Here is a 14,370-nt window from a genome sequence, read left to right on the forward strand (position 1 = left end):
CAAATAAGTTATAACGAATCTACAAAGTAATAACATTAAAATACAACAAAATGAATACATTTAAAAATATAGGAATCGGTCTGCTGTTATTAACAGGACTGTCTTTCAACTCTTGCTCCAAAGACTTTCTGGACGAAGAACAAACGAACCGTCTTACCACTGATTATTTTGAAACCCCAGAAGGATTAGAGGCTTTAACACTATCGCTTTACGGTAATATCAGGTGGCATTTTGGTTTTGAATGGGCTTATGGAATTACACTTTATGGAACAGATGAGTTCACCAATGCCAATGACTTAACCAATCAAATGTGGAACAATTATGACAATCGATTAGCTCCTTTTAGAGCAACCCCAGCATTAGGTGCGGCTAACAATAACGCAACTGGACCAGAAGCTCTTTGGGATCAAATGTATTTTGGAATTGCATCAGCCAATAGAATTATTGCCAATGCAGATAAAATCACTGATGTAACTATCAGAAACCGTTGTCTTGCACATGCTTATTTCTTACGTGGATACAATTATTACCGCTTAACAGCTCAGTATGGAGGTGTGGTATTGCAAACAACACCAGTTGTTGGAGTTGTACGTAATTTTACCCGTTCAACTGACGAACAATGCTGGGAACAAGTAATTTCTGACTTCCGTAATGCTTACAATTTATTTGAAGGAGAAGTTTTTACTTACGGAAAAGGGATTACTTGGACAAAAGCTACCGCTGCACATTTCCTAGCAAAAGCATTATTGTTCCGTTCATCAGAACGTAATGATGCCTGGAACAGTGCTTATAAAGATGCCGATTTGAATGAAGCTATTGATGCTTCAACTTACGCTATAAATGCTCGTGGTCCATTAACCAGTAACTATAGAGATTTATTTGGTAACTGGACAGGAGTAGATTCAGCTGCGGAGCAACAAAACGAAATCCTTATGGCTGCAGGACATAACGCAGACCCTATTACTACAGGTCGTTTTGGTAACCGTACCTACAACTACTTTGCACCTCAATTCTCCAATTTTGCAGGAGGTTGGGTAAGACGTGGCGTATGGATTGGAAGCATGGACTTTCAACGTTGTCGTCCTACTGAATACAGCTATGCTGTTTACGATCACGTAAACGATTCTCGTATGTGGAAAACATTCAAAACCGTTTATGGAGCGAATACTGTTGTAGGAGCAAATCCTAATGGGGTTCAACTTGGAGATCCAGCCATTGTAATGATTTTGAATACAAAAGACGATGCAACTTATAACAGCTACACTTTTGGATCAACTAACCAAAGTCCAACATGGAGAGATGACAACAGTCGTTTGCCAGAATGGACAGTAGGTTCTCGTCAAACCGCAAGCACTGGTTCATTGACTACGAAAGTAGGACAGTTTGCTCCTAACTCTTTAGTATTGTATAAAAATGGAACTTATGTAGCTCCAACATTTGGAACAGGTACTAGTTTCAGCAATTTCTTTGCGGGTATCAATAAAACTGAAGATGGATCTCGCCAGGCAGAAAGAGGAGATTCCCGTCGTGATGTTACAATGGCGCGTCTTGGAGAAACGTACTTAGTTAGAGCTGAATGTTACGCTCGCTTAGGACAGTTTGCTGAAGCAATGGGTGATTTGAACATCATTCGTGCTCGTGCAGAATGGAAAAATGGAGAAAACAGATCCTACTACAGAGATGGTTCTCAAGCATTTGAAACTAACGGACTAAATACAGGAGCAAATGCAACCAATTACATCAATTCTAATTTGAATATGAATACCTATTATTTGTCTAACCCAACACTTGCTGTTACTACAGCAGCCTCTAGCTTACAATTAACTTCATTTCCTACTATCTTACCCGCAGAAGATGAGGCAGTTATAGCTAGAGTTGGAGCAGCAAGTCAATATGAGCGTGCATTACACTTTATTCTTAACGAAAGAACACGTGAATTATTAGGAGAATGGCAACGTTGGGAGACTTTATCCCGTACAGGAACTTTAATTAGTCGTGCGAAAGCATTCAACACTGAAGCATCTCCTAATATTACTGCTAATAAACACGAACTTCGTCCAATTCCACAATCTTTTATTGACGGCTTAAGAAATGATGATGGATCAAATTTATCAGAAGCACAGGCTAGAGCCTGGCAAAATCCAGGATACGCAAACTAAAATTTATTTTGTTGGTTAATAAAAAGGGCTGTCCGTAAAGTAATTTTCGGGCAGCTTTTTTTATGCTTATTTACTACCTTTTAGATTTCAAATCCTCTTTTCGTAATGATCCATTTTACAGAAACAAAAAGTTTTTATTATTTAACAGGCAATTAGTATGAATTACCTGAAATTAGTTTCAATTATTCTTTAAAAAGCTACTAAAGAGTAGTATATAAAACAAAATTACGGTTATAAAACTCACCTCTTATCTAATTTATTTTCAATTTTCAAGCACCAATTCAAAGATTTACCTTTTTTTTAGCAATGATTACCTTGGTTTCCTGACATTCTTTTATTAATTTTATATAATTAGCATACAACGAATTATATAAAAATATACTTTATGAAGAACTTAAATTATGGAATAATAGGTAACTGCCGTAGCGCTGCATTAATCTCAGACAAAGGAGCAATTGAGTGGTGTTGTTTACCTGAATTTGACTCCTCATCAGTATTTGCTAAACTCTTAGATACCGAAATTGGAGGGAGTTTTGAAATTCACACTACAGATGATTATAAAATATCTCAAAAATACTTAGAAAATACTAGTATTCTGGTTACTACTTTTAATAATGGAACTGATGCATTTGAAATTAATGATTTTATGCCTCGTTATCGAAAAGAAAAAGGAGGATATATGGTTCCCCCAGAAATCATCCGATATTTTAAAAAAATAAGCGGTTCCCCCAGCTTTTCTGTATTGTACAATCCTAAGCTAGAATATGCCTCTGGAGAAACCATAAGTTATGTTAAAGACGACCATCTTGTAAGCCTTAGCAATACAACTAAATTTGATTCCCTTTTTCTGTATAGCAACTTTAATCTTACCTTAATTAAAGAAGGAATACCTATTAATCTTAATGAGGATAGTTATATACTATTAGCTTATAATGAAAAAATACTAATGCCTACAACTTCTAAAATCAATTTAGAATTTGAAAGAACCAAAACTTATTGGCTAGGCTGGACTGACAAAACCACAGAATATAAAAAATTCAACAAGGAAATTATAAGAAGTGCTATAACCCTTAAACTACTTAGTTATGAGAAAACAGGAGCTGTATTAGCTGCTGCTACTACCTCGCTTCCAGAAACAATTGGAGAAGTAAGAAACTGGGACTATCGTTTTTGTTGGATTCGTGATGCCTCAATGGTTGTAAAAGTAATTTCTGAATTAGGGCATAAAAAAATGGCAAAAAATTACCTGCAATTTATTGTTGATTTGATTCCTGATAAGGATGAAAAACTACAAATTATGTATGGTATCAATAAGGAGAAAAAACTAACAGAAGAAACACTGGAACACCTGAGTGGTTATATGGGAAGCAAGCCTGTTCGTATTGGAAATGCTGCTTATTCTCAACGTCAAAATGACATTTATGGAATATTAATGGATGTAATTCACCAACAACTCATTACTTTTAGTAATGATATTGAAAATGGAGAAGAACTTTGGAACATCACAAAAGGAATTGTATGGGTAGTTGCTAAACACTGGCAAGAGCCAGACAAAGGAATTTGGGAATTTAGAACCGAAGAGCGTCATTTTACATTTTCAAAAATATTATGCTGGACAGCAATAGACCGCGCAATTAAAGTAGCTACTATTTTTGGTAAAAAAGCACATGTTTCTAAATGGGAACCGCTAGCCGAAGCTATTAAAAAAGATATTCTGGAACATGCCTGGAATGAAAAAGCACAATCCTTTACACAATCTTATGGCTCAGAAGATCTTGACACCTCCGTTTTATTAATGGAAAATTATGGTTTCATAGAAGCAAAAGATCCTAAATATATTGCTACAGTAAAAGCTATTGAACGCGATTTAAGTAATGATGGTCTCTTGTACCGCTACAAAAACAAAGATGATTTTGGACTTCCATCCTCTTCATTTACCATTTGCACCTTCTGGTTTATTAATAGTTTGTACAAAATTGGTGAAACTAAAAAAGCAAAAAAACTGTTCAAACAATTACTCACTTACAGCAACCATCTAGGTTTATTTAGTGAAGATATCGACTTTGAAACCAAACGTTTGTTAGGTAATTTTCCGCAAGCCTATTCTCATTTAGCCCTTGTAGAAACAGCAATTAACTTATCAAATATTACAGATGATGAAGAAGTACTCGATGCATTAGAAAATGATGCTCCTCCAGCAGAACAGCGATTATCATGAAGTCTCTTTAATAAAAACAATAAAGCCGCAATTGGAGTCAATTGCGGCTTTATTGTTTTTAAATAAATGTAAAGCGTTATTCTATTGAAATAATTTTTTCTAAAAGATGTAAAACCTCCGAATTATCATTAATGTAATAATGAGCAGCCGTTTGTACATTCCCTACTTTTACAGTATAGGCGTCTTCAGGTAATTCTTCAAACATAAATTCGTCAGTCCAGTCATCACCTATAGCAAAGATAAAATCATATTGATCATTTGCAATCAACTTGGAAGCCGCCATACCTTTATTAATAAAACTATTTTTCACTTCTAATACTTTATTTCCTTCAAGTACTGAAAGTGCATTATTAAACAACAAGCTTTTTAAAACATGTTTTAACTCCATAGTTCTCACAGTAGCCATTTCTGCATCTGCTTTTCTATAATGCCAAGCTAATGAATATTCTTTTTCTTCTATTAAAGCACCCGGAGTATTATCTACAAAAGTCTCCATTACAGGACGAATATTTTCTTTCCAACTGGATTTAAGATTATCTAAAATTTCCCAATCCTCTCCTCTTTTTCTCATAGAAGCTCCATGATCTGTAATTAGTGTATAATTTTTATGACCAAACCAGGCTTCTAAAGTTTTACGATCACGCCCACTAATAATGGCTACTTCTGTATTTTCCTGGGATTGAATTCTATCAAGAACCCTAAAAATTTCTTGATTTGGACTAGCCTCACTAGGAATGTTTTTAAATCCCACTAAAGTTCCATCATAATCCAGTAAAAATAGCTTTTTGGAAGCTTTTCTATAACTCTGGGAGATATCACTAATCTTATCTTCAGTAAGTTTTTTTGCAACTTGAATAGGCTCGGTGTTTTTAGCAACCTCAAGTGCTTTCAAAAATTCTCCTGCCCATCGCTCAACATCATAACGGGAAATTCTTTTTTGTAAAGCAGCTAGCCTTTCTTTTTGTTCCTCTTGCGGCATTTCTAATGCAGTTTTAATAGCATCAGCAGTTTGTTCAAAATTATTAGGATTTACAATAAGAGCTTCATGCATTTCTTTAGCCGCACCTGCCATTTCACTCAAAATAAGTACACCATTTTCCTTGGTTCGGGTTGCTATATATTCTTTTGCTACTAAATTCATTCCATCTCGTACGGGTGTAACCATTGCAACATCTGAAGAAACATATAAATCTATCAAATCATGAAAAGGCAAAGACCTGTAAAAATACCAAACCGGAGTCCAACTAATTGTAGACAATTGCCCGTTTATTCTACCTACTAACTCATCTGTTTCTCTTTTTAATTTTTGATATTGTGGTACATTTTCTCTGGACGGAACTGCAAGCATAACAAGCCTGACTTTTTCTTTGTATTCCGGGTATTTATTAAGGAAATATTCAAAAGATTTTATTCTGTTTGGAATTCCTTTGGTATAATCCATTCTATCAATAGACAAAATCAACTTACTCTCTTCATTCGATTTATTATGAAAATCTAAACTTTTCATAAAATCTGATTTGGAATCTTCCAGATATTTGTCATGTTCTAGCGCAGCATCATGATAGCGATTGTAATCAATTCCCATAGGAAATGAGTCAACCTTTATAATTCTATTTCCATAAGAAATCTCATTAAAACTTATTTCCACATCCTTAATACGACTTACTGAACTCAAAAAGTGCCTAACATAATCGTAAGTATGAAAACCTATCAAATCTGCCCCAAGCATTCCCTGCAACAATTCATTTCTCCAAGGACAGGTTATAAAAAGTTCGTAAGATGGATACGGAATATGTAGAAAAAAACCAATGGTAATATTAGGATTGCTCTTTCTAAGCAATTCAGGAACTAAAAGCAACTGATAATCATGAACCCAAACGGTATCGCCATCATTAACATGTTCTAAAATAACTTTAGCAAATTTCTCATTTACTTCTACATAGGATTTCCAATGATTCCACTCAAATTCGGTATAAGCTTGAAAATAATGGAAAAGTGGCCATAATGCAGAGTTACTAAAACCATGATAATAATTATCAATATCAGCATTTGTAAGCGGAACCTGAATGCATTTTTCCTTAGCTAATGCCTCATCCACCTCAACTTGCAATTCTTCTGACACCTCTTCCTGTGCTAATCCCGACCATCCAATCCAAATTCCATTGCCTTCTGAATGAACTGATTTCATTCCTGTTGCTAAACCTCCTGTACTGGATTTAACTACTAATTTTTCATCGTCAAACTTTAAATCTACTGGTAATCTATTGGATACTATTATTGTTTTGTTCATCACAAATATTTTATTTTATAATTAAAACTTCTTAAAAAAATTTCTAGTTGTTAGTTGTAAATAATTGCCTTTCGGGTGAAGCATTCTTTTTCAAACCTAGCAAACTCCTTAAATTAAAAAAGAGTATTAATTCAACTTTAGTCGTTCAAAAAATCATGAAACAGCATAAAGTCAATAATATAGTAAAAATAATATACTCTAGCCCTATCCATTTTATATTATTACACATAATTTTTATAGTACTAACATCTATTATCAATATCATAATTATAAAAGTTTAAAATAAAAATTAGATATCGCAATACATTGTAAAGAGATTAAATAGGTACCAATTCCAAAAGTTGGGATTAACGCTAAATGTTGTGGAGAAACATAAAAACGCTCTAATTATTTTTTACCGCAGAGAGCACAAAGTTTTTCAACTAGGAATGCTTCTAAAAGCACAAAGTTCGCAAAGTTAAGTCAATAGAAAGCTTTGCGAACTTTGTCTTTTTATAAAAACTAAGGGTATAAAACTTAGCGCTCTCTGCGGTAATTTTTTTTCAAACTCTACAGGTTTTTGGGTTTATCCAAAATTTTTGGGGAAAAACGGGGGAAAAATAAAATAAAAAATCCTTTAAACGCTTGTTTATTACGTTTAAAGGATTTTTAAAGTGCGGATAATAGGACTCGAACCTACACGCCTTGCGGCACCAGATCCTAAGTCTGGCATGTCTACCAATTTCACCATATCCGCTCAATTAATTCACTAAACTCTTATTTTAAGAGGAGTTCATTGAACTGGTGTTTGTGGGTGCAAATATAAGGATAAGTTCCAATATTCAAAGTAAAAAATTAAAAAAAATTATAATTCTGTTTTTTGTATTTTTGAAAGTATCAAAACCCAGCACAATCAATGGAAAACATCACAAATTATATACAAGAAAACAAAGAGCGTTTGATTAACGAATTAATTGAATTACTAAAAATCCCATCTGTAAGTGCTGACTCTGCTTATTCTCAGGATGTAATTGACACCTCCGAAGCGGTAAAACAAAGTTTGGAGAAAGCAGGCTGTGATAAAGTCGAAATATGCGAAACCGACGGCTACCCAATAGTTTATGCCGAAAAAATAATTGATCCTAATTTGCCAACTGTTTTGGTTTACGGTCATTATGATGTACAACCGCCAGACCCAATCGAGCTCTGGACCTCTCCTCCATTTGAACCCGTAATCAAGAAAACCGACATTCATCCCGAAGGCGCTATTTTTGCCCGTGGTGCTTGTGATGACAAAGGCCAAATGTACATGCACGTCAAAGCATTTGAATACATGGTTCAGAGCAAAACCCTGCCTTGCAACGTAAAATTCATGATTGAAGGCGAGGAAGAAGTAGGCAGCGTCAACCTAAAAAGCTTTGTCGAAAACAACGCAGCAAAACTAAAAAACGATGTGATTTTAATTTCCGATACGGGAATGATTTCTAATCAACAACCATCCATAACTACAGGATTACGAGGGTTGAGTTATGTTGAAGTCGAAGTTACAGGCCCTAACAGAGACTTACATTCCGGATTGTATGGTGGTGCAGTAGCCAATCCGATTAATATTCTAAGCAAAATGATTGCTTCGCTGCATGACGAAAACAATCGCATTACTATCCCGGGATTTTATGACAAGGTAGAAGAATTATCACTGAAAGAAAGAGCCGAAATGGCAAAAGCGCCTTTCGATATCGAAGAGTATAAAAAAGCACTCGATTTAAAGGATGTTTATGGCGAAGAAGGTTATGTGACCAATGAAAGAAACGCCATTCGTCCTACCCTGGATGTCAACGGAATTTGGGGTGGTTACATTGGCCAAGGAGCTAAAACTGTAATTCCGTCTAAGGCTTTCGCCAAAATTTCGATGCGACTGGTTCCGAATCAGGATTGGGAAGAAATCACCGAATTATTTACCAAACATTTCATCGCTATTGCTCCCAAAGCGGTTACTGTAAAAGTAACTCCGCATCACGGCGGTCAGGGATATGTAACCCCTATTGACAGCATTGGCTACAAAGCAGCTAATATGGCGTATACAGAAACCTTTGGTATTCCTGCCATTCCGGTGCGTTCAGGGGGAAGTATCCCCATTGTAGCCTTATTCGAAAAAGAACTAAAAAGCAAAACCATACTAATGGGATTTGGACTCGACAGCGACGCTATTCATTCTCCCAACGAACATTTTGGAATTTTCAATTACCTAAAAGGAATCGAAACCATTCCGTTGTTTTACAACTATTTTGTGGAGTTATCGAAATAATTTAACCGCAGAGTGCGCAAAGTTTTTCGCAAAGTACAGCAAGTTCAAAGATCCAAAATCCGTTCAGCAATGAGCGGATTTTTTATTTGGGCGTTCCCTACGGGCAGGCTATCCGCTGTATCTTTTTATTTAAAAAAATAAAAAGGATGCCGCTTCTATCCCTAACGCAAACGAATGGGTTTTCATGAAAGAAATTCGTTTTTATTGTAGCTATCCACGTTACGGAAGAAAGAATTGAGTTTATAGAATTGTAAATCTGTATGCCCTCAAGCATTGGTTTTACTTTCCTCTATTCAATCTTCGTTTTGATAGTTTCTTCCAAATGCTATCAGCTAATTCTATTTCATAATCAGAAAGTCCAAAATTATCTTTTAACACTTTTTGATTTGTTATTTTTAATATTTCCGAAATATCTTTTTTCTCTCTTATCATTTTATCAATGAGAGGAAGTAAATCAGCATTATTTTCATTATAAGGCAATAATATTCTTTCAACTTCATTTGGCATCAATTCCAAAACTCCTCCCCCATGACTTCTTCCACAAATTTCTGAAAAGGCTAATGATAAAGAATTGTAATAACTAGCTGTCAAAGCTTTTAGCTCAATGTTTGGTTTAACTGTAACACGATGCATCGTATCTGTCGTAAACGCTTTAGCTTCGTTAATAATTAATTTCGGATACTTATTATTTCTACGAATAAAAAGAGCTTCTGAAATTCTTTGAGATGGAACAATTTGCCATTCGTCTCGTATTCTACATTTATAGCCTTCATTAATTTTTTCCTCTTCTCCCCAAGCTATGTAATCTCTTGCACCAATTGAACCATTTAAGTCTGCTATTTTAGGAAAGGACAGAAAATGTGTTCTAGCTTCTTTATCTCTATTTTTATCCCAATCTTTGGTTGTGAAGATTGCACTAGGAACTTGTACGCTTCTCCCAACTAATGGTTTTGCGTACTTTTCCAGATTATAGAATTGTACTGTAGAAAGTGGAACCGTGAAAAAAGGATTTGAGCCAGTTGTAATTCCTACTTCTACTTTTGCAAACTTTCCTAATTGTTTGATTTTTTTATCAGATTGAAGTCTTTCTAAAAAATCAATTTCTTCCTGTTCAAGAAAATAAAAAGTCCATTTGTTTGACTTGAAATCAATTCTCTTTTTCGGGCTTTTCAATTTAGAAACATCTAGTTTCTTAAGTTCTTCTGCATCTCTTAACTCTAAATGCTCAATTAAATGAGAACTAGAGTTGTTTTTTTCGCAAAGCAACAAAACTACTTCTTGTTGAATATTAGGAAATACAAGTTTCTCAAAAGAAACAATGTTTATCTTGTTATAAAAATGAGCTAAAAATTCTCTCAAAGGTTGAGCATAAGAAACTTGAAGAATTTCAGCTGGCAAAACAAAACCAATTTTACCTTCTTTTTTTAAAAGTAAAGATGAACCAACAACAAATGAAACCCAAGCGTTTGTTAATTTTGAATATTTTAAATTTGCTTTATTAAATATATCAGCTGCAAATTGTTGTTGTTCTCTATCAAAATATTGATATCTAATGTATGGTGGATTCCCAACAATTAAGTCAAATTTTCTCTCAGTATTAATGCAATATTTATGAAAATCTTCATTGATTACAGTTGATTTATTTAATCCAATTGATTCTGATTTTTCGGCTTCAATTGCATCAAATTCAATTGCAGTAACAGAATTGTATTCGTAATTTTTCTTTTGAATTTCTTTTAAAAAAATACCATCTCCACAACTTGGTTCTAAAATGTCTAATTCTTTATTCCCATTAAAAGCCCATTTTAAAATAAATGCTGCAATTGGTTCAGGTGTGTAAAAACCACCTCTTAATTTTTCGTCTGACGCTTCTTTAATTAATTGCATTATTTGATAGCTTTATTTTTATTGTAATAATTGATTTTCTCTTCTGCAACTTTTAAAACTTCGGTTGCTAATTCCTCATCTAAAATTGAATATGCAACAGTATCGCTTAAATGAGCTACAGTAAGTAAGTCTTCATCAATGCTAAATAAATTTGAAATATCCTTAATAAATTGTTTCGATGGATTACGACTGTTCTTTTCAATTTTACCAAGCATTGAAGTGTCAATTTTTAAATAATCTGCAACTTCACGTAATGTTAGATGATTTTCAATACGCAAATCTCTAATTGTTTCCCCGAATGATTTTTTTATTTCCATAATATTTTGGACAACTTCAGTCCAAAAGTAAATTAAATTTTTTAACTATGAAAATATTTATTCGATAATCAACGTAAACGCATCTGCAACAGTTACGTCTTTATAGAGAGTTGCTGATTTCCCAATTAAATCATCTTGGGCTATTAAATTTTTTGTTTCTCCCCAACTTAAATGCGTCATTGAATTTTTTTGTTTGTAAGAGGCTGTATCAGTTCTGGGATTATGAGTTATTATAATTGGGTATATTCCATAATCTGTTCCATTAATTACAAATCTTATTTGAGCAGTTGCTCTTTCTAAATGTGTTTTTCCAGCTGTTGTGTCAAATTCCCATTCAAGAGTATTAAAAACATTATCTCTAAAATGATGTCTTTGATCTATATCTTTTAAAGTACCTTTTTTGAAAAGCATTGAACCTGTTGGATTTGTATTTGTTCCTTTAGGAATATTTAAGTCTCTTTCTGTCAAAGCACCACTTTGCCATAAAACTTGATTGTTTTCCTCGTTTTCAAATTCAAAGCTTCTATCTATTTCAAGTTCTGTGATTAATTTAGAAACAATTTTATTTGATTTGTATCTGCCTTTAAAATTTAATGGAATTTTAACTGTTGGTCTTTTGGGGATTACCAAGTTATTTTCTTCTTGTGGAGTTTTGTTTGATGTATTTTTCTTGTGTTTTTTCTGCCAAACTTTTCTTGTTGGAACAATTCCCTCACTTACAAATTGATTGATGATTTCCAGTGAAATCTTAAATAAATTTTGGTCTGTAAAATCAAATAATGTTTTATAATAATCCTTTATTTCTGTAAGTAATCTTATTCCATCTGGATTGTCATTTTTGAATTCAACCATTAATGAGCTTTCCACATTGCCAAATAAACCTCTTGCTGTTAAATTAGATGAACCAACAATTAAAGTTGTATCATTTTCACCTTCGAATAAGTATATTTTCGGATGAAAGATTGGTGATTCTTTTTGATAGAAGATATAACTGTTTATTCCAAGGTCATTAATCTCTTTTAGAGCTTTTATAGAAGTTCCTTCTTGATCGATTCCTACTATTAAGTTTAAGGTTTCATAAAAATCAGCACCACTTGCAATACATTCAGAAAGTCCGACAACACCAGCTTCACTTGCAAATGCAGAAATTCCAGTAAAAGAAGTGAATTTATTTTCTTTGAATAATTTAATCATTGTGTTACCAACAGACTTTTTAGATTCGGACTCAAAACCTTGTCCTAAAAATGTAATTTTCATTAATGTATTTTATTAAGTTTTTCAAAAATTAACTTCATAGATACATCAAGACCTTTTGACAATTTTTCAATATTTTCGAGAGTAATGTTTTTTTCTCCTCTTTCAATCATTCCAATATATGTTCGATGTAGATTAGATTTAAAACCTAATTCTTCTTGAGAAAGTTTTTTTTCTTTTCGAAGTTCCCTAATAATTTTACCGAAATTCTGTGATAATTCTATGTTCATTGAGTACACTATAGTTAGCACAAAGTAAGTTTATTGCTCCAACTTCACTACATACTAAAGTTAGCATTTAAACAATAGTTTTTTTGACCTAAAAACACTAAAAAAATGTAATCTTATCAACTTTCGAGGTGGAACTAGAAAGTAATCTGGCGAGAAACGCCCAAATCATCAACTATACTTATACCCCAAATAAGGCAGCATTTGTTCCTTAAAAACAACTCCGTATTCTTCCAATTCTTTTAAAACTGGCAAATACACTTCTTTATAGATTGGGAGTTGCACTCCGGGAGTTGTAATCTTTCCGTTTAGGATTAATAAAGTCGCCATGGCAACAGGCAGTCCAACGGTTTTTGCCATCGCGGTATAAGTCTGGTCTTGTCCTATGCAAACCATTTGGGAATCCATTTGGACTTTTTCGCCGTCGATTTCGTAGCCAAACTTGTGATACATCACAATCATGTCTTTGTCATCGGGCTGGAGTTTCCAACTGTCATTGAGGATTTTTTCTAAAATTTGGGCTGGAGTGGCATTTTTAAGTCCGACGATTTTCTTATCGTTGAACAAATCCAACTCCAATAATTTATCCCACATAATATCGTCGGGATCGATTTTGAGTATCAAACGAGTTTTTATCTCTACCGAATCAGTCGGGTGATACGGCAAAAACGAATTGATAAACTGGCGATAGCTCATGTTTTCGGAATCTTCCATAACATAAGAATCATCAGTCATGCCGAGTTGAACGAACATATTCCAGGCTTTGGAAAAACCAACTCTACGAATTGTTCCGCGAAATAAAGTAAGAATGTCATCTAAACCATAAATGCTTCTGTATTTTAAAGAATCCCGATTCGAATATGCCTCAAATCGACCGTAACCTTCAACTTCTAAAAATTCCGTTCGTCGAAACAAAGAATCATACGGAATGTATTTGTACGTTCCCTCCTGAATAAATTTAGCCACACCTCCTTGTCCCGCCAAAACCACATTTCGAGGTGCCCAGGTAAATTTGTAATTCCAAAGATTAGTATCCGATTCAGGAGCTACGAGTCCGCCACAAAAAGATTCGAACAAAAGCATTTTTCCGCCTTTTTCTCTAATTTCGTCAATTACTTTCATGGCGCTCATGTGATCGATTCCGGGATCTAATCCCATTTCGTTCATAAAAATGAGTCCGTTCTGTTTCACCTCTGCATCCAACGCCTTCATTGCATCACTGATATAGGAAGCAGTGACCAAATTTTTCCTAAAAAGTAAACAGTCTTTTGCAATTTCGATATGTAAATGCGCCGGCAACATCGAAATGACAATGCTGGCTTTTTCAATGGCGGCTCTTCGCTCGTTTTTATTAAAAATATCCAGAGCAATTGGAGTGGCATTAGGATGATTATTGGTTTTATTTTGAGCTAATTCCAAAGACAAATCGGCAATTACAAGATGCAATTGCTCTTTTTCAGATTTTTCCAAAAGATACTCAATCAGCGAAGAAGCGGACCGACCTGCACCAATAATTAAAATATCTCTCATAGCTGGAAAATAGAACTCAAAAATAAGGAAATGTTTGCGCTAAGCCAAATGACAGCTATTAAATAATGGGATAAAAAAAAACCGCAGATTGCTTCGCCTATTCGCTATCACTCGGGTTGCAGATTTTTAAAACCTTTATTTTTTTGATTTTAAAACAAACTCATTTGCACTAATTTCTCTGAAAACAATTAATTTTTTTAAAAA

Annotated in this window: 9 protein-coding genes and 1 tRNA gene; 3 read left to right on the forward strand and 7 right to left on the reverse strand. The window is 34.1% G+C overall.

The window, feature by feature from the left end:
- The first annotated feature begins 50 nt into the window (after positions 1–50).
- Positions 51–2,159: a RagB/SusD family nutrient uptake outer membrane protein gene (locus tag AAGV33_RS01530; protein WP_373390139.1), complete on the forward strand. Its 2,109-nt coding sequence runs from the start codon at positions 51–53 to the stop codon at positions 2,157–2,159.
- 385 nt (positions 2,160–2,544) lie between these two features.
- The gene (locus AAGV33_RS01535; RefSeq protein WP_373390140.1) at positions 2,545–4,377 is read left to right on the forward strand and encodes a glycoside hydrolase family 15 protein; all 1,833 of its coding nucleotides are present in this window, start codon (positions 2,545–2,547) and stop codon (positions 4,375–4,377) included.
- Positions 4,378–4,453: 76 nt separating this feature from the next.
- Here the strand turns inward: AAGV33_RS01535 and AAGV33_RS01540 are convergent, their stop codons facing one another.
- Positions 4,454–6,667 (reverse strand): bifunctional alpha,alpha-trehalose-phosphate synthase (UDP-forming)/trehalose-phosphatase, encoded by a 2,214-nt coding sequence (locus AAGV33_RS01540; protein WP_373390141.1) that lies wholly within the window; start codon positions 6,665–6,667, stop codon positions 4,454–4,456.
- 654 nt (positions 6,668–7,321) lie between these two features.
- A tRNA-Leu gene (locus AAGV33_RS01545) sits at positions 7,322–7,403 on the reverse strand.
- A 159-nt stretch (positions 7,404–7,562) separates the two neighbouring features.
- On the opposite strand from AAGV33_RS01545, the gene AAGV33_RS01550 reads away from it, so the two are divergent.
- On the forward strand, positions 7,563–8,951 hold the full coding sequence (locus AAGV33_RS01550; RefSeq protein WP_373390142.1) for a dipeptidase: 1,389 nt from the start codon (positions 7,563–7,565) through the stop codon (positions 8,949–8,951).
- A 279-nt stretch (positions 8,952–9,230) separates the two neighbouring features.
- On the opposite strand, the gene AAGV33_RS01555 is transcribed toward AAGV33_RS01550, so the two are convergent.
- From AAGV33_RS01555 to AAGV33_RS01575, 5 genes are all read right to left on the reverse strand, one after another.
- Complete coding sequence (locus AAGV33_RS01555) at positions 9,231–10,838, reverse strand: Eco57I restriction-modification methylase domain-containing protein (RefSeq protein WP_373390143.1); 1,608 nt, start codon at positions 10,836–10,838, stop codon at positions 9,231–9,233.
- A complete protein-coding gene (locus tag AAGV33_RS01560; RefSeq protein WP_373390144.1) occupies positions 10,838–11,155 on the reverse strand; it encodes a helix-turn-helix domain-containing protein in 318 nt (105 codons plus the stop codon). Before AAGV33_RS01560 ends, AAGV33_RS01555 begins: the two co-directional genes overlap by 1 nt.
- A gap of 57 nt (positions 11,156–11,212) precedes the next feature.
- On the reverse strand, positions 11,213–12,412 hold the full coding sequence (locus tag AAGV33_RS01565) for a phospholipase D-like domain-containing protein (protein WP_373390145.1): 1,200 nt from the start codon (positions 12,410–12,412) through the stop codon (positions 11,213–11,215).
- The gene (locus tag AAGV33_RS01570) at positions 12,412–12,639 is read right to left on the reverse strand and encodes a helix-turn-helix domain-containing protein (RefSeq protein WP_373390146.1); all 228 of its coding nucleotides are present in this window, start codon (positions 12,637–12,639) and stop codon (positions 12,412–12,414) included. Before AAGV33_RS01570 ends, AAGV33_RS01565 begins: the two co-directional genes overlap by 1 nt.
- A gap of 168 nt (positions 12,640–12,807) precedes the next feature.
- Entirely contained in the window at positions 12,808–14,166 is a 1,359-nt protein-coding gene (locus AAGV33_RS01575) for a saccharopine dehydrogenase family protein (RefSeq protein WP_373390147.1), read from the reverse strand.
- Positions 14,167–14,370 lie beyond the last annotated feature (204 nt).

Source organism: Flavobacterium magnesitis (genome assembly GCF_041729735.1).
Classification (GTDB): domain Bacteria; phylum Bacteroidota; class Bacteroidia; order Flavobacteriales; family Flavobacteriaceae; genus Flavobacterium; species Flavobacterium magnesitis.